The 19,774-nt window shown below is 64.7% G+C and carries 23 protein-coding genes; 12 read left to right on the forward strand and 11 right to left on the reverse strand.

Annotation, left to right across the window (positions count from 1 at the left end):
- Positions 1-39: 39 nt before the first annotated feature.
- The 6 genes from ACFPN5_RS05040 to ACFPN5_RS05065 all read right to left on the reverse strand — a co-directional run bounded on the left by ACFPN5_RS05040 (position 40) and on the right by ACFPN5_RS05065 (position 3,254).
- Positions 40-429, reverse strand: a complete 390-nt coding sequence (locus ACFPN5_RS05040; protein WP_379780742.1) for a hypothetical protein — start codon at positions 427-429, stop codon at positions 40-42.
- Between the two features lie 24 nt (positions 430-453).
- Complete coding sequence (locus ACFPN5_RS05045; RefSeq protein WP_379780744.1) at positions 454-840, reverse strand: phage holin family protein; 387 nt, start codon at positions 838-840, stop codon at positions 454-456.
- Positions 841-858: 18 nt separating this feature from the next.
- The gene (locus ACFPN5_RS05050; protein WP_379780746.1) at positions 859-1,194 is read right to left on the reverse strand and encodes an ElaB/YgaM/YqjD family protein; all 336 of its coding nucleotides are present in this window, start codon (positions 1,192-1,194) and stop codon (positions 859-861) included.
- A gap of 53 nt (positions 1,195-1,247) precedes the next feature.
- On the reverse strand, positions 1,248-1,787 hold the full coding sequence (locus ACFPN5_RS05055; protein WP_379780748.1) for a ferritin-like domain-containing protein: 540 nt from the start codon (positions 1,785-1,787) through the stop codon (positions 1,248-1,250).
- A 41-nt stretch (positions 1,788-1,828) separates the two neighbouring features.
- Complete coding sequence (locus tag ACFPN5_RS05060) at positions 1,829-2,752, reverse strand: OmpA family protein (protein WP_379780750.1); 924 nt, start codon at positions 2,750-2,752, stop codon at positions 1,829-1,831.
- 127 nt (positions 2,753-2,879) lie between these two features.
- Positions 2,880-3,254, reverse strand: coding sequence for a DUF4398 domain-containing protein (locus tag ACFPN5_RS05065; protein WP_379780752.1), 375 nt, complete (start codon positions 3,252-3,254; stop codon positions 2,880-2,882).
- A gap of 209 nt (positions 3,255-3,463) precedes the next feature.
- On the opposite strand from ACFPN5_RS05065, the gene ACFPN5_RS05070 reads away from it, so the two are divergent.
- From ACFPN5_RS05070 to ACFPN5_RS05080, 3 genes are all read left to right on the forward strand, one after another.
- Positions 3,464-5,533, forward strand: a complete 2,070-nt coding sequence (locus ACFPN5_RS05070) for an AsmA family protein (protein WP_379780754.1) — start codon at positions 3,464-3,466, stop codon at positions 5,531-5,533.
- A gap of 103 nt (positions 5,534-5,636) precedes the next feature.
- On the forward strand, positions 5,637-5,936 hold the full coding sequence (locus ACFPN5_RS05075) for a BON domain-containing protein (protein ID WP_379780756.1): 300 nt from the start codon (positions 5,637-5,639) through the stop codon (positions 5,934-5,936).
- Positions 5,937-5,956: 20 nt separating this feature from the next.
- Positions 5,957-6,178, forward strand: coding sequence for a prenyltransferase (locus ACFPN5_RS05080; protein WP_379780758.1), 222 nt, complete (start codon positions 5,957-5,959; stop codon positions 6,176-6,178).
- A gap of 188 nt (positions 6,179-6,366) precedes the next feature.
- On the opposite strand, the gene ACFPN5_RS05085 is transcribed toward ACFPN5_RS05080, so the two are convergent.
- On the reverse strand, positions 6,367-7,098 hold the full coding sequence (locus ACFPN5_RS05085) for a Crp/Fnr family transcriptional regulator (RefSeq protein WP_379780760.1): 732 nt from the start codon (positions 7,096-7,098) through the stop codon (positions 6,367-6,369).
- Positions 7,099-7,318: 220 nt separating this feature from the next.
- Between ACFPN5_RS05085 and ACFPN5_RS05090 the strand changes: the two genes are divergently transcribed.
- The 6 genes from ACFPN5_RS05090 to cls all read left to right on the forward strand — a co-directional run bounded on the left by ACFPN5_RS05090 (position 7,319) and on the right by cls (position 13,702).
- On the forward strand, positions 7,319-8,113 hold the full coding sequence (locus ACFPN5_RS05090) for a glycine zipper 2TM domain-containing protein (protein ID WP_379780762.1): 795 nt from the start codon (positions 7,319-7,321) through the stop codon (positions 8,111-8,113).
- Between the two features lie 176 nt (positions 8,114-8,289).
- On the forward strand, positions 8,290-8,514 hold the full coding sequence (locus ACFPN5_RS05095; RefSeq protein WP_379780764.1) for a hypothetical protein: 225 nt from the start codon (positions 8,290-8,292) through the stop codon (positions 8,512-8,514).
- A 116-nt stretch (positions 8,515-8,630) separates the two neighbouring features.
- Positions 8,631-8,777 carry a lmo0937 family membrane protein gene (locus tag ACFPN5_RS05100; protein WP_136223041.1) on the forward strand — a complete coding sequence of 49 codons (147 nt, stop codon included), beginning with the start codon at positions 8,631-8,633 and terminating at the stop codon, positions 8,775-8,777.
- A gap of 114 nt (positions 8,778-8,891) precedes the next feature.
- A complete protein-coding gene (locus ACFPN5_RS05105; protein ID WP_379780766.1) occupies positions 8,892-9,560 on the forward strand; it encodes a YiaD family glycine zipper/OmpA-like lipoprotein in 669 nt (222 codons plus the stop codon).
- Positions 9,561-10,151: 591 nt separating this feature from the next.
- Positions 10,152-12,317 (forward strand): site-specific recombinase, encoded by a 2,166-nt coding sequence (locus tag ACFPN5_RS05110; protein WP_379780768.1) that lies wholly within the window; start codon positions 10,152-10,154, stop codon positions 12,315-12,317.
- Entirely contained in the window at positions 12,314-13,702 is a 1,389-nt protein-coding gene (gene cls / locus ACFPN5_RS05115) for a cardiolipin synthase (protein WP_379780770.1), read from the forward strand. The genes ACFPN5_RS05110 and cls overlap by 4 nt, the downstream gene beginning before the upstream one ends.
- Positions 13,703-13,742: 40 nt before the next feature.
- Here cls and ACFPN5_RS05120 read toward each other — a convergent pair whose 3' ends face one another.
- Positions 13,743-14,579 carry a metallophosphoesterase family protein gene (locus ACFPN5_RS05120; RefSeq protein WP_379780772.1) on the reverse strand — a complete coding sequence of 279 codons (837 nt, stop codon included), beginning with the start codon at positions 14,577-14,579 and terminating at the stop codon, positions 13,743-13,745.
- Between the two features lie 9 nt (positions 14,580-14,588).
- Positions 14,589-15,329 (reverse strand): phosphatase PAP2 family protein, encoded by a 741-nt coding sequence (locus tag ACFPN5_RS05125; RefSeq protein ID WP_379780774.1) that lies wholly within the window; start codon positions 15,327-15,329, stop codon positions 14,589-14,591.
- A gap of 140 nt (positions 15,330-15,469) precedes the next feature.
- Between ACFPN5_RS05125 and ACFPN5_RS05130 the strand changes: the two genes are divergently transcribed.
- The 3 genes from ACFPN5_RS05130 to ACFPN5_RS05140 all read left to right on the forward strand — a co-directional run bounded on the left by ACFPN5_RS05130 (position 15,470) and on the right by ACFPN5_RS05140 (position 17,968).
- Positions 15,470-15,682 (forward strand): hypothetical protein, encoded by a 213-nt coding sequence (locus ACFPN5_RS05130; RefSeq protein ID WP_379780776.1) that lies wholly within the window; start codon positions 15,470-15,472, stop codon positions 15,680-15,682.
- A gap of 145 nt (positions 15,683-15,827) precedes the next feature.
- Entirely contained in the window at positions 15,828-16,835 is a 1,008-nt protein-coding gene (locus ACFPN5_RS05135; protein WP_379780778.1) for a sulfate ABC transporter substrate-binding protein, read from the forward strand.
- A gap of 98 nt (positions 16,836-16,933) precedes the next feature.
- Positions 16,934-17,968: an SDR family oxidoreductase gene (locus ACFPN5_RS05140; protein ID WP_379780780.1), complete on the forward strand. Its 1,035-nt coding sequence runs from the start codon at positions 16,934-16,936 to the stop codon at positions 17,966-17,968.
- Between the two features lie 61 nt (positions 17,969-18,029).
- Here ACFPN5_RS05140 and ACFPN5_RS05145 read toward each other — a convergent pair whose 3' ends face one another.
- Both ACFPN5_RS05145 and ACFPN5_RS05150 read right to left on the reverse strand, forming a co-directional pair.
- Complete coding sequence (locus ACFPN5_RS05145) at positions 18,030-18,461, reverse strand: hypothetical protein (protein WP_379780782.1); 432 nt, start codon at positions 18,459-18,461, stop codon at positions 18,030-18,032.
- Positions 18,462-18,557: 96 nt separating this feature from the next.
- Complete coding sequence (locus tag ACFPN5_RS05150) at positions 18,558-19,658, reverse strand: porin (RefSeq protein ID WP_379780784.1); 1,101 nt, start codon at positions 19,656-19,658, stop codon at positions 18,558-18,560.
- Between the last annotated feature and the right edge of the window lie 116 nt (positions 19,659-19,774).

A 19,774-nucleotide genomic window follows, 5' to 3' on the forward strand; every position in this document is an offset into this window, starting at 1 on the left:
ACTTCCGCGGATAACATTTCCGCGATCCATCCTGCCTTCTTACACCTCGCGCCGCGCGCGCCGCCGTTTCATGAACCAGCCCGCCACGGCCATCAGCACGGTGCCGGCGACGACCTGCTTGCCCATCCGGCGCTGGCGCACGAAGTTGAATGCGCCCAGTGCGTAAGGCATCAGTACCGAGATGCTCGTCCCCGTAGGTTTCAGCAAAGCATCAGCACGTGCCCGCAGTGCCCAGGTGGCGTTGTCCAGAGCAGAATGTAGCATGACTTCGGGCCGCGCGCCGTGCTTTACCTGCGCCTTGGCGTAGGTAACGCCGGCACGGTAGAACTCGCCCTCCCGCTTGAGCTCGGCCATGCGCGTGACGGGGTCGCGGCTGTGCTTGTGGCCCGCCAGGCCGGTCGGCTCGTCCTTGTGATTATGTTTTTCCATGTGTCTTCCCCTGTAGGTGGCCGCTCAGAGCAGCGCGTCGCGGTCGTGACGGAGTTCGTTCATCGTCTCAGGGAAGGCAAGCTTGCCCTGCTTGAGCATGGCGAGTCCCTTCATCACGAGTACGGCCGCGATCGCCAGGAACACCAGGAACATCACCAGCAGGATCTTCCAGCCCCAGGATTCCCATGCAAGCATCACGATCGTGGCCGTGCCATACGCGATGGCGAACCACATGGCCAGGATCGCGCCGGCAAACAGCGCCAGCAGTTCGATCACATGATTGCGTACCTGCGACAACTCGAGCGCCGCCAGTTCCACGCGGGACACGATGAGGCCGAACAGGTTCTTGGCCAGGCCGGATATCCCGCCCATGAGGCCGGGACCATGCACGACGGTTTCGGTCTTTTCCATGGTGTTCTCCGGCGCTAATTATTTACGACCAAGAAAGATGCCGACCAGCAGGCCGACGCTCGCTGCGGCAGCGACGGTGCGCCACGGGTTGTCCTTAACGTAGACATCGGCGGTCTGGGCCAGTTCCTTGCTCTTCACGACAGCTTGACCCTGGTACTGGCTGGCCCTGCCCATGGCGCGGTCCAGCAGTTCCATGCCGCGCGCGCGCAGGTCGTCGGCCTTGTCACCGGTCAGCGAAGCGGCGGCAGTCAGCAGTGCCTGGGCATCCTTGACCAGCAGCTTCATGTCGGCGCTGGCATTCTGGAGGCTGCTGTCGATCGAGCGGGCGCTGCTGCGGGTGGTGGTGTCTTGCATGATGAACTCCTGTTGTTGGTTATTTGTGGTGGTGGTATGAAACGGCTGGAAAATCAGGGAGCGAGAAAGTCGCGCAGGTCGTCGGCGTGCTCTTCCTCGACGGCAAGGATCTCGACCAGCATCTGGCGCGTGGTCGGGTCCTTGTCGCCAATCGCCAGGATCATCTGGCGGTACGATTCGATCGCCACGCGCTCGGCGATCAGGTCGGCGCGCACCATGGCCTGGGTGTCTTCCGAATCGTCGTACTCCGCATGCGAGCGCGCCGTCAGCGTGGCCGGGTTGAAGTTCGGCGAGCCGTTCAACTGCACGATGCGCTCGGCGATCCGGTCGGCGTGCTCCTGCTCCTGCTGGGCGTGCTCGAGGAACTCGGCCTTCAGCGAACCGTTGCCCGGGCCGCCCACGGTGTAGTAGTGGCGCTTGTAGCGCAGCACGCACAGCAGTTCGGTGGCGAGCGCATCGTTGAGCATCGCGATGACCGCCTCGCGGTCAGCCTGGTAGCCCACGGTGACGGCGCCGTCATCGAGGTTGGCTGCCGCGCGGCGAATCGCTTCCACGTCGAAGCCATGTGCCAGCGACGTTTTGTTCTGTTCCATGATGTTTCCTTAAAAATTCAAATTAGGCCGAACTGAGCCGATCAGCGCCCCGCCGTGCGCGGCGGAATCGGGTTGGCGTCGTTCGACAGCACGACCTCGACGCGGCGATTGAGCTGGCGGTTGGTGGCAGTGTCGTTCGGCGCGACCGGGAAGGCTTCGCCATAGGCACGCATGGCGATGCGCTCGCGCGGCACGCCCATGCTGCCGAGGGCCGTCGCCACGGCATTCGCGCGGCGCTGCGCCAGGTCCTGGTTGTAGCTCGAGCTGCCGGTGCTGTCCGTAAACCCTTCGACCAGCACAGTACGCTCCGGGTTCTGCGCCATCACGTCGGCGAGCTTGCGCAGGGTCGACATTCCGTTCGGCGTCAGGTTGGCCTGGCCGGTGGCAAACAGCACGTCGCCGATGGTGACGATCATGCCGCGTTCGGTCTTCTTGGCCTGCAGCTCGCCGAGCATGGCTTCGAGCTTGGCGGTACGCTCGGCCATCATCCGGGCCTGGTCCTGGGCAGTTGCCGCTTGTTGCTGGGCGGTGGCTGCCTGCTGCTGGGCAGCAGCTGCCGCGGCCTGGGCTTCGGCGGCCTCGCGCTTGGCGCGGTCGGCCTCGGCCGTACGTGCTTCCAGGCGCACCTCATTGCGCTGGCGCGATGCGTCGGCAATGTTGGCTTCGGCGGCCTTGGCGCGGGCCACTTCCTGCGCGGTCGCGATCTTCTGCTTGGCCACATAGGCCAGGCGGTCGATGTCTTCCAGGCTGTCCTTCTTGGCGGCAGCGGCGTTGGCGGCATTCAGGGCGTCGCTGGCCTGCTTGAACTCGAGCGGCGCATAGCTCGACACCTGCGGATTGTTGTTGGCAGCGACGAAATCGGCGCGTGCCTGGTCCAGCGTCGGCGTCGTGGTCGGAACGGTGCTGCAGGCAGCCAGCATGATGGCGCTGGCGAAGATGGCCGGTTTCAGGAAGCGTACTTTCATGATCTTGCCCTCCAATGGCGCCTTGGCGGCGCGTATATGTTCGTGTCGACCCGGAGGTCGAAAAAGGTGTCGTTCGATTCGTCCGCCTCGCCGCCTGCTGGCGGCAAGGCTTTCTGTCTTGCTGCGCTTACTGGCTGTTGGCGCGATCGACTTCCTGGCGCAGCACGCGCAGGTCTTCGTTCAGCGCGCTCGAGGCGGCGGTCGCCTTGGCCGAATTGGCCTTGCTCTGTGCCAGCTGGGCGTCGGCCTGGGCCTGCATCGCCAGCTCGCGCGCCAGCTTGTAATCCTTTGCAGCGAGCGCCTCGTTGGCGCGCATCATCTTCGCGCGCGCCGCCGTGATCTCGGCCGGGGCCAGGTCAGCCGCGCCGGCCTGCACGGCATTGGCCACGGCGTTCTGCGACACGGCGACGTCGGCCGTGGCCGGCGCCTTCTGGCTGGCGCAGGCGCTGAGTGCCAGAACGGCGGCGATGACCAGTCCGTTCATTGGGCGAATTGCTTTCATGTCATTTCTCCTGGGATGTTAGGAAGTTGTTGAAGTTATAAACCTGTTATCGTTCCGGTTCGGTACGCTGCCGCACATAGACTGCCGTTAGCGCAGTGTCGCCGCAAGTCTCGCAAGCGCTCATCCGTCACAGCGTGCGGCATCGCACATTGATGGCTGGGCCCTTTGCGCTAAGCTGGCCTCAAGACCGAACCCCACGAAGGATCGTCATGTCCGATACTGCCCCCCAGCAAGGCGCCCCGAAGCAAAAGGGCGACCACAAAAAGAAAAAAATCATCTTCGGCGTCCTCGCCACCCTGATCGCGATCCCCGTCATCGCTATCATTTTTATCCTTACCTTCGACTGGAACAAGGCCAGACCGTGGCTCAATGCGAAGGTGAGCGAAGCCATCGAGCGCCCGTTCGCGATCCGCGGGAATCTCGCGGTGCAGTGGGAAGTTCCGGCGCGCAGCATGGCTGCGGGCGAGCGCCGCCTGCGCGACTGGCTGCCCTGGCCGCACCTGATCGCCAACGACATCCACGTCGGCAATCCGTCGCACATGAAGCAGATGGATATGGCCCGGGTGCGCCAGTTCTCGTTCTCGCTCAATCCTCTCGGGCTGCTGCACCACACGATCGGCATCCCGGTGCTGCGCTTCGATTCGCCCTACGTCGAACTGCAGCGCACCGACAGCACCCATTACAACTGGGTCTACAAGAAGAAGGACACCGAATCGAAGTGGCAGCTCGACCTCGAGCGCGTGGTGCTGACCGACGGCGTGGTGCGCGTGATCGACGCCGTCACCAGGGCCGACGTCACGGCCCAGGTGCGCACGCTCGACAAGGACGCGAAATACGGGGTCGGCTTCAAGGTCAGCGGCAGCTATAACGGCGCGCCCGTCACCGGCGGCGGCCGGGTCGGCCAGGTGCTGTCGCTGAAGGACCAGAACACGCCCTACCCGATCCAGGCCGACATGCGCAGCGGCCCGGCCCGCATTGCGGTCGAGGGCACCGTCACCAGCCCGGCCAAGCTGAAGGCCGTGGACCTGCAGCTGGAACTGGCCGGGCGCAGCATGGCCCACCTGTATAACTTCATCGGCATCACGCTGCCGGAGACACCGGCCTTCTCGACCTCCGGGCGCCTGAAGGGCGAACTCGACCGCGAGCATGGCCGCTGGACCTACGACCGGTTCAAGGGCAAGGTCGGCTCGAGCGACATCGGCGGCAAGCTCGTCTTCGAGGGCGGCAAGCCACGCGGCAAACTCACCGGCAACGTGCACACGCGCCAGCTGCTCTTCTCCGACCTCGGCCCGCTGATCGGCGGCGACTCGAACGAGAGCAAGAAGGCGCGCGGCGTCGACACGGTGCAGCCGGGCGGCAAGGTGCTGCCGGTCGAGGAATTCCGCACCGAGCGCTGGAAGGCGATCGACGCCGACGTGCGCTATACGGCCGAGAGTATCCGGCGCGAAAAGACACTGCCGATCAGCAAGCTCTCGACCCACCTGATCATGAAGGATGGCGTCATCACCCTCGCCCCGCTCGACTTCGGCGTGGCCGGCGGCACGCTGCGCTCGACCATCCGGCTCGACGGCAGCGGCGCCCAGGGCAAGAACACGATCCGCGCCACCGCCAAGGTGAGCGCGCGCCACATCCAGATCAAGCAGCTGTTCCCGACCATCGAGAAGATGCAGGCGACGGTCGGCCAGATCAACGGCGACGCCCAGCTGTCGGCCACCGGCGCCTCGGTCGCCTCCCTGCTCGGCTCGTCCAATGGCGAAGTGAAGGCGCTGGTCAACCAGGGCACGATCAGCAAGATGCTGCTCGAACAGATGGGCCTGAACGTCGGCAACATCATCGTCACCAAGCTGTTCGGCGACAAGCAGGTGCAGCTCAATTGCCTGGCGGCAGACTTCGACGTCAACAAGGGCGTCATGCAGTCGCAGGTGTTCGTGGTAGACACCGCGGAAGCGATCATCCGCGTCAACGGCACGATCAACCTGGCCAACGAGCAGATGGACCTGACGATCAAGCCAGACACGAAGGAGATGCGCCTGTTCACGCTGCGCGCGCCGCTCTACGTGCGCGGACCGTTCGGCAAACCCGACGTCTCGGTCGACAAGGGCGTGCTGGCCCTGAAGGCCGGCGGCGCCGCCGTGCTGGCCGCGGCCGCCGCGCCTGTCGCCGCGCTGATCCCCCTCATCAACATGGGGCCCGGCGAGAACAGCGACTGCGGCCGCCTGGTGGCGCTGGCCAAGCAAAAGCCCACCGCGCCGCCGCCGGGCAAGGCCAAGGTCCGCTGATGAGCTTGTTTGCCGCAGTGTGTGTTGCCGAACAGACTCTGCTTTGCGGCAAGCGTAATCTTCAGTCATCGCCGGAACGACTACACGGCATCGAGGAAAGCGCATGAGGCATTGGACACAGGCCGCGGCCCTGGCGGCGGCCCTGGTGCTGGCTGGCTGCGGCAGCACGGATCTGCTGGCGCCGGTAAAGCCGGTGGATGACGCAGCCATTGCCAGCAGCGTGAAAGCGGCCATTGGCAGCAGTCCGGAACTCAAGGCAGCCGACATCGATGTTGCGAGCAGTGAAGGTATTGTCCAGCTGAGCGGCTATGTCAGCTCGGCGGAAAGCGTGGCAACCGCAGCGTCGGTTGCGCGCACAGTGAAGGGCGTGAAGTCGGTGAAAAACGGCCTGCGCCTGAAGTAAACCCACCAAAGGAGAGCAATATGAAAACCATCAAACATCTGGCAGTGAGCGCTACCCTGGCCACCCTGGCACTCGGCATGACCGGTTGCTCGAGCATGTCGCATCAGGACAAAGCCACCGCAGTCGGCGCCGGCGCCGGCGCAGTGATCGGCGGCGCCCTGACCGGCGGCAGCGCTGCGGGCGTGGTCGGCGGCGCAGCTGTCGGCGGCGTTGTCGGCAACCAGGCTGGCAAGACGAACTAAGAGCACTACCCAGGCAGACACACGAAACGCCCCGCTTGCGTACGCGCAAGCGGGGCGTTTCGTTTTGTGGGGCCTGAATCGTGCTCTGGTCTGCACCGGTTCGTGGAATGACGGGTCCTGTAACGCAGTTCGGTATGCACACGCGGGATGAACGCGTGGACGGCAGAGCCGTCCACCCTACGACTCGCTTACACGAATGCGCTCGACACAGCCCCTACCCCGGCGTCCTTGACGATCTCGTAGCAGGTGCAGGCCGCGGCCGCCAGCCCTTCGGGATCGAGGATCTCGATATTGCCGCGGCTGTAGATGATCAGCCCCTGCTGCTGCAATGCGCTCGCCGCCTTGGTCACGCCGACGCGGCGCACGCCGAGGGCATGCGCCAGGAACTCGTGGGTGAGGTGGAATTTGTCGGAGCGCAGGCGGTCGCGCGTGATCAGGAGCGAGCGCGCCAGGCGCGCTTCGAGCACGTGAAAACGGCTGCACACGGCAATCTGGATCGCCTGCGCCAGCAAGCTGTCGGTGTAGCGGTACAGTACCCGCTGCAGCGCCCCGTTGCGGGCGAATTCGGTGCAGAAGGCAGCACTGTCCATGCGGCTGGCGCTGCCCGGGCGCTGCACGACGGCGCGCACTTGCGCCGTCTCGTGGCCGAGGGCGACCGTCGCCCCGAGCATGCCCTCGCGCCCCACCAGGCCGACCTCGAGCGTCATGCGCCCACCGGCCACGCCCAGCAGCGAAATCAGGCAATCGTGAGGGAAATAGATGTAGCGGATAGGATCGCCGGCCTCGCCGAGCACCTCACCCGCCTCGACGTGGACCTGGTCGAGCATCGGCAACACCTGGGCCAGCTCCTGCGGCGGGAGCGCGGCCAGCAGCAAATTGGCGTTGTGCTCGGCGACGTCGGGAGAAACGGCAAAGTTCATCGGACCCTCGCGGTGAATGACAAGCCCCGTGGCGAACAGCCAAAAACGGGGCAACGGATACATTTGCAAACAATTTGGATCAGGTTAAATGCTCTGATAGGGGAAGTATGTTCGGTGACGCACGGAATACCCTGTTGTTCCTAGGGACAATCTTCATTCCACCAGGCCTGCGTCGTTTTCGCAGGCCGTGCATGCCACCGCAACCAACCAAGGACACGCCATGAACAACAATATTCCTTCTCCACCGGGACGCGCCCAGCACCATCCCCTGCTGCTGCTGGCGGCGCTTGCCGTCGTGCTGTTCTGCCTGGTCGGCACCGCGGCCATTATGGGCTGGATTCCGTCCTCGATCGGCGGCAACGATAGCCGCCAGCTGACCGACGCCGAGCGCGCGGCGCTGGCGTCGAACCTGCCGTCCGCGGGGCAGCCGCTCGCGGGTGCGACGAGCGCCGAGATGGCCCAGCTCGCACAGTCCAGCACCATGCCGCCGGCGCCGCCCGCCTACGCACAGCCTGCTGCTCCAGTGCCTGCTGCCCCGCAGCCGTCGCAGCAGCTCGCACAGGGCTATGGCCCGGCGCAAGGCCCGCACTATGCGGAAGAACGCGAACCTGAATCGCGCCCGGCGCCGCGCACGACGGTCAAGCCGAAGCCGGTGCAGGTGGCGGCGGCCGAGCCGAAATGGTGCGGCAATTGCGGCAACGTCGAATCGGTCCGTGCGATCAAGCACCGTGCCCAGGGCAGTGGCCTGGGTGCGGCGGGCGGCGCTGTCCTCGGCGGCCTGCTCGGCAACCAGGTCGGTGGCGGCACCGGCCGCCAGATCGCAACCGTCGCCGGCGCGGTCGGTGGCGCAGTGGTTGGCAACCAGGTCGAGGGCAACATGAAAGCCACGACCACGTATGAAATCCGCGTGCGCCTCGACGACGGCACCCTGCGCACCTTCAGCCAGAGCAGCGCGCCGCAGTGGAGCAGCGGCGACCGCGTGCGCATCGTGAAGGGCCGCCTGCGCGCCGCCTGAACTCCGTAATCGCCCAGCCCCCAGGCCCGGCCATCCTCACGGATCGCCGGGCTTGATATTTTCCTCCGTGCAAGGTGCGCCACCGCACGGAAATACTGCTGAGCTAACCCGACAATGGCAGGACACCCGGCCGAATGACAGGCTGGCGATAGACAACCATCGAAAAGGGGATCACCATGAATAGCCTGGCGTGGGTCGGCATCATCATCTGGGGCCTGGTCGTGACGGGTATCGGACTCGTATCGGCCGCGCCGCTCGAGGCAACGCAGGACGTGGCCGCGCACGACGTCATCTTCCTCGTCAGCGGCGGCCTGCTGACCTGCCTGATCGGCATCGTGGGCCTCCTCGGCTTCATGGGCTGGGTCCCCGGCCTGCAGCCGGAGCGCAGGTCGCGCGCGTAACATGCTGCCCGAAATCTTGCGCTGTGTGTACGCCAACGAACGGTTTTGCTGAGCAGGAGGCGGGATACTGCATTCACGGCGCCGTAAGCGGCGCAAACTGAATGAGGAGACACATCATGCTCTACACCATCGCCATTGTCCTGATCGTCCTGTGGCTGCTCGGCCTGGTCACCTCGTACACGATCGGCGGCTTCATCCACATCCTGCTGGTGGTTGCCGTCATCATGATCCTGGTCCGCCTGATCAGCGGGCGAGGAATATAGGTCCATGCAGTACCGGTCCTGTACCATGCACGTTTTTGTAGTTGTTTGACCAATCCGTTTCGCGGACGTGCCCTGCGGGTGCGCCTACGAAACGGATTTTTTAAGGAGAATGCAATGCATAAGAACCTGACTAAATCCGTCGTCGCCGCCACCGTCCTCGCCCTCGGCGTGAGCGGTTGTGCCGACATGAGCGCCACCCAGCGTGGCACCGCAACCGGCGCCGGCGCCGGCGCAGCCCTCGGCGCGCTGATTGGCGGCACCACCAGTGGCGGCGGCGGCGAACGCGCTGCCAAGGGCGCCGTCCTCGGCGGCGCTGCCGGCGCAGTGATCGGCAACATCTGGTCCAAGCGCATGGAGCAGCAGAAGCAGGCAATGGAGCAGGCCACGCGCGGCACCGGCGTGCAGGTGTCCCAGACTTCGGACAACCGCCTGAAGCTCGACATCCCGAGCGACGTGTCCTTCGACACCGGCCGCGCCGACATCAAGCCGAACTTCCAGCCGGTGCTGGAGCGCTTCGCCCAGACGCTCAATGAGAACCCGGCCACCAACGTGGTCATCATCGGCCATACCGACAATACGGGTAGCGCCGCCATCAACCAGCCGCTGTCGGTCGACCGCGCCGCGCGTACGCGCGACTACCTGGCCGGCCGTGGCGTGAGCCCGGGCCGTATCACCATCGAAGGCCGCGCCGATCGCCAGCCGATCGCGTCGAACAACGACAACGCCGGCCGCGCACGCAACCGCCGTGTCGAGATCTACGTCGCAGAACCAGCACGCGGCTAATCGCATCAACCCATGCGCGCGCCCGCGCGCATGGGTGTTTCCTGTTCTCCCCCTGCTTCCCTCCCCGCTCTTCCCCACCTGTATGGTTGACTAGACAGGTCGCGTCTACACGCCCATCACCGCCGTTTATAGCTGTTGTATTCGGCAAACAAAAATACACTCCGATTTGACTTTTGTTTTCCCGAAATGCTTTTATGTCGCCCTCAGGCGCTCAGCAGTTCGGGCAGCCTGTAAAGGCAACAAGTACGAAGCGTCGCGGCGAGGCCCCGGTTGGCGGTCCCGGCTGCGTCGTTTCGTGTTTTCAGAAGATGTTTCGGAGATTTTTGTGACTAAGCAGGCAGTCGAAGTAAAGCGCGCCTTCGGCGTGCTGAGCTGGAGTTTCAGCGCAATGCTGACCTGGCTGCTGCTGGCGTTTACCTGAAGGCGATCCGCCAGCTTGTCTGGCATACCGTCGGGTCTGTGCTTTCTTCATTGCCTATTGCACGCACCGGCGAAACCCCGTCTACCTCATCCACGCCATTTGTACGCTGCCGTACCAAGTTCCAGCGGCCCCAGCGCGTACACTGTGCGCTACAGGGAAACGGAATTTGTATGCTTGCCATTCTTGAACGGATCGACCCGCACAGCGATCGCATTGACCTGCTGGTCGAGCTGGTCGACAGCCTGCGGCCGCGCCGTCGCCAACGTGCGCGCGCAATCGAGGCGGTGCGCACCCTCACCCAGCTATTGCGCGGCAATCCCGAGCAGGCCTGGGCGCTGCGCAGCTATATCGTCACCATGCTCGAGAAGCGCCGCCATACCAGCCTGTACAGCGATATCGGCATCCTCTCGAACGATGGTTTCTTTACCGAACTCAAGCGCAGGATCGCCTACCGCTTCCTGCCGCCCGCGCTCGACGACCTGTACCTGTCCGATGCCCTCGACCAGGTGCTGTATGCCGACGACGACTACGAATGGGTGCGCTCGGTGCCGGATGCGGACTGGCTGGCCCTGTTCGACGTCGTCGCCGACGCCCCACCGCCCCTCGACGCCGCCCCCGACCGTGCGCGCCTGGTGACGGTGCTCGGCATGCTCGACGCGATCCGGACGCTCTCCTGCCGGGTCTGCGCGCTGGGCCTGGAGCCGCGCCTGGTGCACAGCTACAGCGAGATCGAAGACTTCGACTCGCCCTTCCTGATGCAAAACATCGAGGTCAACCGCTACCTCGACGAATACGGCCGCTTCCTCGAAGGCGGGGTCGAGCGGCCGGACGACGCGCGCCACCTGCTGGTGATGCTCGAGCAGTGCGAGGACGTGATCGCCAAGATCCGGCGCAATTCGCTGTCCTTCGGCACCAGCGTGGCCCTGACTTATGTGCTGGTGGCCATTACCCAGAGCATAATCCGGTTGCGCAAGCTGCTGTTCCTGGTCGACCTCGGCGACGCCGCGCAGGAGGCCACGCATGGCTCCAGTGCGCCGCTCGCGCTGCCGGCCCCGGCCGCCATGCCGGGTGCCCGGTCGCATGAGCCCGGCGCGCTGGTCGCCGCCTCGCATACGCCCCAGCCGCCGCGTCCGTTCACGGCGCGCCGTGCGGCCGCCGTCGAGCTGGCCCAGGAGCTGGTCGAGGCGCACAACTCGAAATACCGCGTGCGCGGGCTGCTTCACGACAATATCGACCTGCTCGCGCGCAACGTCACCGAAAACGCCAGCCGTACCGGCGAGCACTACATCGCGGAAAGCCGCGCCCAGTTGCGCGGCATGTTCAAGGCCGCCGCCGGCGCCGGCTTCATCGTCGGCTTCATGGCGCTGTTCAAGATTCTGTTGGGTTATCTTCGAATGGCGCCCCTGGTCGAAGCCTTCCTCTTCAGCATGAATTATTCGCTCGGCTTCATGCTCGTGCACGTGCTGCGCTGGACCATCGCTACCAAGCAGCCCGCCATGACGGCCCAGCGTATCGCCGCCGGCCTGCACAGCCGCGACGGGCGGCGCATCGACTTCGACAGCATGGCCGAACTCGTCAACAAGGTATTCCGTACCCAGATCGTCGCCGTGCTCGGCAACGTCGCGGTCGCCTTTCCGACCGCCTTCCTCATCGCCCTCGGCTGGCGCCAGATGACGGGGCAGCATCTTGTCACGCCCGACAAGGCCCACCATCTATTGCACGACATTGACCCGTTCGGAAGCCCGGCCCTGTTCTACGCGGCCATTGCCGGCGTCTGGCTGTTCGTCGCCGGCCTGATTTCCGGCTACTACGACAACAAGGCCCTGTACACGCGCATGGGCCAGCGCGTGCGCCAGTTGCGCTGGCTCGGCCGGCTACTGGGCGTCGAACGGCGCGCGCGGGTGTCGCGCTATGTCGAGGACAACCTGGGAGGCCTGATGGGTAATTTCTTCTTCGGCATCCTGCTCGGCACCACCGGCACCGTCGGCTACCTGCTCGGGCTGCCGCTGGACATTCGCCACGTTACTTTCTCGACCGCGAATTTCGCCACTGCGCTCGTCAGCCTCGACTATCAGATAACATGGGTAGAGGCCGCTAACGCGGCGCTCGGCGTGGCGCTGATCGGCGCGGTCAACCTGCTGGTCAGCTTCAACCTGGCGCTGTCGGTGGCGCTGCGGGCTCGCAAGATCCAATTCACGCGCAGCATCCTGCTGCTGCGCGCACTCGGGCGGCGCTTCCTGCATGCGCCGATCGACTTTTTCATCGGGCCGAAGGATGTGGACGCCAAGGCGGACAGCTTCGGCACCGATCGTACGGCTACAAGGGACGCAAAATGAACAAGAACCGCATCACCTGCTGGCTCGCCGCGCTTGCCATCGTCGGCGTCATCGCATCCTGCCGTACCCTGCCGGATGTCGAGCAGCTGCCGGACAGCCCCGCCAAGGCCAATCCGACGGTGTCCACGGCGCGCGGCACCATGCCGAACGGGCAGGCATCGGCGCTGCTGCAGCGGCGCTGGGCCAACGCCACGGCTGACCTGAAGGCGCTCGCCGTGCTCGAGGAGCAGGCGACCGGCGTGCCCCTGATCGCCGGCAACCAGGTGCAACTGCTGTTCGACGGCCCGGCCACCATGCGCGAAATGATGGCAGCCGTACGCGGCGCCACCAGCTCGATCAACCTCGAGACCTATATCTTCGACCAGGACCCGATCGGGCTGCAGTTCGCCGAACTGCTCATGGAAAAGCGGCGGGAGGGAGTGAGGGTGAACGTCATGTACGACAGCGTCGGCACGCTCGGCACGCCCCAGGCCTTTTTCGACCGCATGCGCGAAGCAGGCATCACATTGCTCGCCTTCAATCCGATCAACCCGGCCAAGGCCAAGGGCAACTGGTCGATCAACAACCGCGACCACCGCAAGATCATGGTGGTGGACGGCAAGGTGGCATTCACGGGCGGCATCAACATCAGCAGCGACTACGCCAACAGTTCGCTGTTCCGCTCGCGCGGCAAGCCTGAAAACGTGGACAAGGACAAGGTCGGCTGGCGCGACACCCACGTGCGCATCGAAGGCCCGGCCGTGGCAACGCTGCAATGGGCGTTCGTGAACAACTGGGTGCGCCAGGAAGCGGGCGAGCTCCCGCCCGGCGATTATTTCCCGCGCCTGGCCCCGGCCGGCGACAAGTTCGTGCGCGTGCTCGCCACCGAGCCGAACGGCCACTCGGAAATCTACAGGTCGCTGATGGTCGCGATCAACGAAGCCAGGAAGTCCGTGCACATCACCTCGGCCTATTTTGTACCCGACCAGCAGATCATCGACGCCCTCGTCGGCGCGGCGAAACGCGGGGTCGACGTCAAGCTGGTGCTGCCCGGCGTTTCCGACCACGGCCTGGTGATGCACGCGGGCCGCGCCTTCTATGAGCCGCTGCTGGCGGGCGGCGTGCGCATCTTCCAGCTGCAGGTGGCGGTGCTGCACGCGAAGACGGCGGTGATCGACGGTGCCTGGTCGACCATCGGCTCGGCCAACATCGACCGCCGCAGCTTCATCCACAACTATGAGCTCAACGTGGTGGTGATCGACCCGGCCTTCGGGCGCGACATGGAAAGCGCCTTCAACGAGGACCTGCGCGATTCGAAGGAAGTGACGCTGGAACAGTGGCGCAACCGGCCCTGGGCGGACCGTGTCAAGGAGTGGGCGTCGCGACTGACGGAGTACTGGATTTGATTTGATGAACGGAAGGCCAGCTGGCGGCTGGCCTTCCCGCTTATATCCCCGCTGCCAGCATCCCTTCCGCCGCTGGCGCCCACACATTCCCGCTGCGCAGGAATTTTTCGGTCAGAATGACGCGGAAGGTGTTCGTCAGTGCGTCCCAGCCATAGCGGTCGATCTCGACCCGCTCGTGTTCGACCCGCAGCAGGTTGAACGAATTGACTTCTCCCCTCCCCCGCGTCGAGGTTGCCGTGCCGGCCTGCACCACCAGGGCCGCATAGGCATCGATCCGGTAGCGGCTCGCGGTGCTGGCCGCATGGCTGACGTGCATGTGGCCGGCCAGCAGCACGTCCACGCCGCATTCGGCAAAAGTTTCCATCGCCATCGCAGCCCGGTCCACCAGGTCCTTTTCTTCGAAGGTGGTCGGCAGGTCGAACGGATGGTGCGTGACGACGATGCGCGTAATGGCGGGATCGATGCCTTCCAGCTGGGTGCGGATGCCCGCCACCTGCTCCTTATTGAGGCGCCCGTCCTTGATGGTCAGCGACCGGGCGGTATTGACGCCGAGGACCGCGATTTCCTCGTCCACATACACCGGGTCGAGGTCGTCCGTGATGTAGCGCTTGAAGCGGTCCAGGGGTTTCACGAAGCGGCGGAACACGTTGTACAGCGAGATGTCGTGGTTGCCAGGCACCACGATCTGCGGGCCCGGCAAGGTGTCCAGGAAGGCGCGTGCCTCCTCGAACTGCTCGACCTTGGCGCGCTGGGTCAGGTCGCCGGACACGACAACGACGTCGGGTGCGATCGAATGGATGAGGTCGTGTAGCGGCCCCAGCAGGGCCTGGTCGACACGCCCGAAATGCAGGTCGGACAGGTGGATGATTGTGCGCATCAGGATTCCTCAGGTGTCATGTAATTGGTTGCGGCCTTCGCGCCAGGCCCGGCGCCGGCGAAAGGTCGCCGTGCCGGTGACGCAGATCGCCAGCCAGGCGCAGCCCTCGGCCATTCCCGCCAGTACATCGGACAGGTAATGCGCGCCCAGGTACAGGCGCGAGCCGGCCACCAGCGCAATCATGGCGCAGGCCGCGGTGATGATGGCGGCGCGGGCGCCCCAGCTGCGCGCATGGCGTGTGAAATAGCAGGCCAGCAGGCCGTACAGCAGCGTTGCCGCAACGCTGTGGCCGCTCGGGAAGCTGTAGGTCGTCAAGGTCAGGATCGGCTCGTCGAAATGGGGCCGGGCGCGCTCGAAGGTGTGCTTCATCGCGACGTTCAGCAGCATGCCGCCCGGCACGGTGACGAGCAGGGTCAGCATCCAGTCGCGCGCCCCGCGCCGGTACAGCCAATAGGCGGCTACCGCCGTCAGCGCCATCACGCCCGGTGTGCTGTGCAGGTGGGTGACCCCGAGCAGGAAGGTGCGCAGCCCGTCGCTCGCATGCGCGTGCGTGTGCAGCCAGGCAGCCAGGCGCAGGTCGACTTCGGTAATCGGCGAACCGTCCACCACTGCCCCGGCGATGCGCGCGAAGCCGGCCATTGCCAGCAGCAGCGCCAGCACGCCCAGCGTGAGGTGCAGGCCGAAGGCCTCCCCGGGAGAAAAGCGCGCGGCGGTAAAGCGTTGCAGGCGGGCGGTAAGCGACTTGTCCATAGCGGTCAAATGGGGATGCATGGCAAAAAAACCACACTTAAAATTTTTTACTGGTGTTATGTACAGTACCTGTGGATTTATACAGTAGTTGTGCTATTCTGTTTTCACTGACCAACATAATTCAAACAAGGGATCCGTCAATGACCACTCTGAATAACGCCTTCGGCCTGGAATACGCTCCTGCACCTTTTCTTATGCGCTTTGGACGCCGCGAAATCCTCGTCACCCGTGACTTCCGCAAACGCTTCTACCCGATCAATCCGATCATGGAGTGCGATACCGGTGTCGAGCCGGGCCACCTGGAAGTGCTGATCTTCGGCCGCTGGTTGTTGATCTTCTCGAAGGCGCATTAAGTCACATCTGCAGGCGCCCGTTCGTGATGCTGATCGGGCGCATGCATGGAAATTCTTATATCGATAGCTGAAATCATTCGTTTTCTTCCCATGAGTGGGGCCCTACCCTAGCGGTAACTCTTCCCAACTCATCCGAAAGAAACGCATGTTCAAGAAAATCGCGCATACGCTGGCAGCTATGACATTGCTGACCCAGTCGGCAGCCTTTGCCGCCGACGTCACCCTGCTGAACGTCTCCTACGACCCGACGCGTGAGCTGTACCAGGATTTCGATAAAGCATTTGCCAGCCACTGGAAAGCCAAGACCGGCGACAACGTCACGGTGCGCCAGTCGCACGGCGGTTCCGGCAAGCAGGCCCGTGCCGTGATCGACGGGCTGGCTGCCGACGTCGTCACACTGGCGCTGGCCTATGACATCGATGCTATCAGTGAACGCGGCCTTATCGCGCACAACTGGCAAGGCCGCCTGAAGAACCGCAGCGCCCCGTATACCTCGACCATCGTGTTCCTGGTGCGCAAGGGCAACCCGAAAGGCATCCGCGACTGGGGCGACATCGTCAAGCCGGGCGTGGCCGTCATCACCCCGAACCCGAAGACCTCGGGCGGCGCGCGTTGGAACCACCTCGCGGCCTGGGGCTATGCCCTGCGCCAGCCGGGCGGCAGCGAAGCGACGGCGCGCGACTTCATCAACCGCCTGTACAAGAACGTGCCGGTGCTTGATTCCGGCGCGCGCGGCGCCACCACTACTTTTGTGGAGCGCGGCATCGGCGACGTGCTGCTGGCCTGGGAGAACGAGGCCCTGCTCGCCCTGCGCGAACTGGGTCCGGGCAAGTTCGAGATCGTCGCGCCTAGCGTGAGCATCCTGGCCGAACCGCCGGTCGCCGTGGTCGACAAGGTGGTCGACAAGCGCGGCACGCGTCCGGTGGCCCAGGCCTACCTGGAATACCTGTACAGCGATGCAGGCCAGGACATCATCGCCAAGAACTACTACCGCCCGTCGGTGGAAAAGTTCTCGCGCAAGTATGCAACGCAGTTCCCGAACATCAAGCTGTTCACGCTCGACTCGGTAGCCGGCAACTGGACCCAAGCCCAGAAGGCGCACTTTGCCGATGGCGGCGTGTTCGACCAGGTCTACCAGCCCGGCCAGAAATGACTTGAAATCCGGCGGATGGCCACGACTGTGCTAGTTCGACAAGTCGTGGCCGCCCCACCAGGGCGGTCTTCCCGTACTACTCAGGAAAGGAAGCCCTCATGTCCGTGAAACTTCGCAACATCAACGAACAGGTCATCGTCATCACCGGGGCCAGCAGCGGCATCGGCCTGACCACCGCCCGCCTCGCCGCCGAACAGGGCGCGCGGCTCGTGCTCGTCGCCCGCAACGGCGAGGCACTCGACCAATTGGCAAGCGAACTGCGCCGCCGGGGCGCCCAGGTGGGCACCGTGGAGGCCGATGTCGGCAACGCGCAGGATGTCGAACGCATCGGCCAGGCAGCCATGGAACGCTTCGGCCGTATCGACACCTGGGTCAACAATGCCGGCGTCGGCATTTTCGGCCGCCTCGAAGAAGTCTCGCTGGAAGACCACCAGCGCCTGTTCCAGACCAACTTCTGGGGTGTGGTGAACGGCTCGCTGGAAGCGGTCAAGCGCATGAAGCTGCGCGGCGGTGGCGCCCTCATCAATGTCGGCAGCGAAGTGTCGGACCGCTCCACGCCCTTGCAAGGCATGTACTCCGCTTCCAAGCATGCGGTGAAAGCGTTTACGGAATCGCTGCGGATGGAACTGGAAAAGGAAGGCGCGCCGATCTCGGTTACGCTGGTCAAGCCGGCCGCCATCGACACGCTGTTCGCGGTGCACGCGAAGAACTACATGGAGAAGGAGCCGGTGCTGCCGCCGCCCGTGTACGCACCGGAAATCGCGGCCAAGGCCATTCTCCACGCCGCGCAGCATCCGAAGCGCGACATTTTTGTCGGCGCCGCCTCGAAAATCGTCTCCTCCAGCAATGCTTATATGCCGCGCGTGCTCGACCATGTCCTGAACGCGTCCATGTGGCGCCTGCAAAAGTCGAAGGTGGACAAGGTGCCGGGCCGGCGCGACGCCCTGCATGCGCCGGACCCCACGCAAACACTGCGCGAGCGCCAGGGCATGCCGGAACGTACTGTCAGGGAAACCTCGGTCTACACGGCGGTGAGCCTCAACAAGAAGCCGCTGGCGGCTGCCCTGCTCGGCGGCGGCGCCCTACTCGCGGCCTGGGGCCTGGCACGGCGCAATGGGGCGCGGACTGTCTAGTCCGATTGAGAGGGATAAAACCTGTTGCAGGAATGGCCAGGTAGGCCCGACCATTCCTTGCTTAGCGCTTCGGTTCGCTTCCCGGCGGCTGGCTCGTCAGGAAGTCGGTATCTTCTTCCGTGAGCGGCAGGTCGGGAATCGATTCGATGCGGTCGGTATCGATGTCCGCGCCATCCCTGGCCACCGTATCGCGCCCGGCCGAGGCGCGCTCGCCGGTGCCGCCGACATCGCTGTCGCCCGAGAAATCGGCGTCGCCAATGTCCGGACCGGCGGTGTCGCCCGCGTAGCTTTCTTCTTCCTCGTTCGTGCCGCGGTCCAGGTGGACCAGCTGGTCGTCGTCGAGGTTGGCCGCAAAGCCGGGGCCGCCCACGACATCGCTGCCGGTATCGGACAAATCGCTCGGGCCGAGTGCATCGGTTCCATGGCCCTTGCCAAGGCTGCGGTCAGGACGTTCCGGGAAGTTGTCCGGATCAAGGGTGCTAGCGCCAGTCATAATGCCTCCGTGAAGATGGTTGTCAGATAGGTTCAGGCTACAGAAAATGTGAAACATACGTCGCCGCGCACGCCTGAATCAAAGGGAAAGTTGGTACTAAAACGAGTGGCGCATGCCGACGTTCAGGGCGGAGTTTCCGCTCCCGCGCGAACTGGCGTTGCCGACCGTATAGCCGGCGCCGTTGCGGTTGCGGATGTGCGAGTAGGCGGCGTAGAAATCGGTGCGGCGCGACACCGCGTGGCTGGCGCCGATGGCGAGCTGGTTCGCGTCCTGGTTGGCGAGGTCGCGGTCGTCCTTGGTAATGTACGACGCCAGGAAGGTAGTGTTCTGCGCGACCGGCACCGCCATCCCGACGAGCACGTCGCGGCTGTTGCTCGAGGCCGTGCGCGCGATGCCTGCGCCGTAGGGATTGTCGGGATTGAACAGGGGCGAGCCGGCCCAGCCGCGGCTGAGGCTGTAGGCGGCATAGGCCGTGCCCCAGCCGAGGCGCAGGTTGGCGGCCAGGATCGAATTGCGGGCGACGGCGTCGTTGCTGGTCTTGCTGTTGAACTGGACGCGCACCGCGCTCTGGTTCTGGTGGGCGGCGCGCACGGTCAGCGGCCCGCGTTCGATGCCGACCGTCATGCCCCACGCGCGGCCGGCCGGCGAAGTGTCGACCTGTTCCTTGAACGAATACGAGGCGCCGGCGGACAGGCCGCGCCTGAGCGAGCCGTAATACTGGACGCTGTTGTTCACGCGGCGTGGGCCGCCGATCAGGTTGCTGGCACTGCCGGCCATGCCGCCCTTGAACGGATCGGCGACGTCGGTCAGCGCCAGGTATTGCAGGCTGTACTGGCGGCCGACGGTCAGCGCGCCGAATTCCCCGGCCAGGCCCACCCAGACCTGGCGCAGCGCATTGCGCTGGCCCTCGTCGGCACGGCCGGTGTCGACCCGCACCCCGGTTTCGAGCGCGAAGACTGCCGCCGTGGTCTCGCCCAGCGGTTCGCTGCCCTGGATGCCGATGTGCGACTCCGAGGCGAGCCCGCTGCCGACCGTTGTCGTGCAGGATCCCGCGCAGCCCTTCTGGCTGACCACGCCGGCATCGATCACGCCGTAGGTCGTGACGCCGCTTTGCGCGTGCGCAGCGGTGCTTGGGGCCAGTACGGCGCTTGTGGCGACGGTGACGACTGTGACGACTGTGACGAACGACTTGAGCATCGGCGTAATCCTCTCTACGCCTCTACCTTACCTCTCCCAGACAGCTTCATCTGTCGAATGTCGCACATACAGCTGACCAGATTGGCTTCTCTTTTTGTAGGCAGAGTCTGACGATT

The organism is Massilia niabensis (assembly GCF_042655085.1).
In the GTDB taxonomy this organism is placed as follows: Bacteria; Pseudomonadota; Gammaproteobacteria; order Burkholderiales; family Burkholderiaceae_D; genus Telluria; species Telluria niabensis.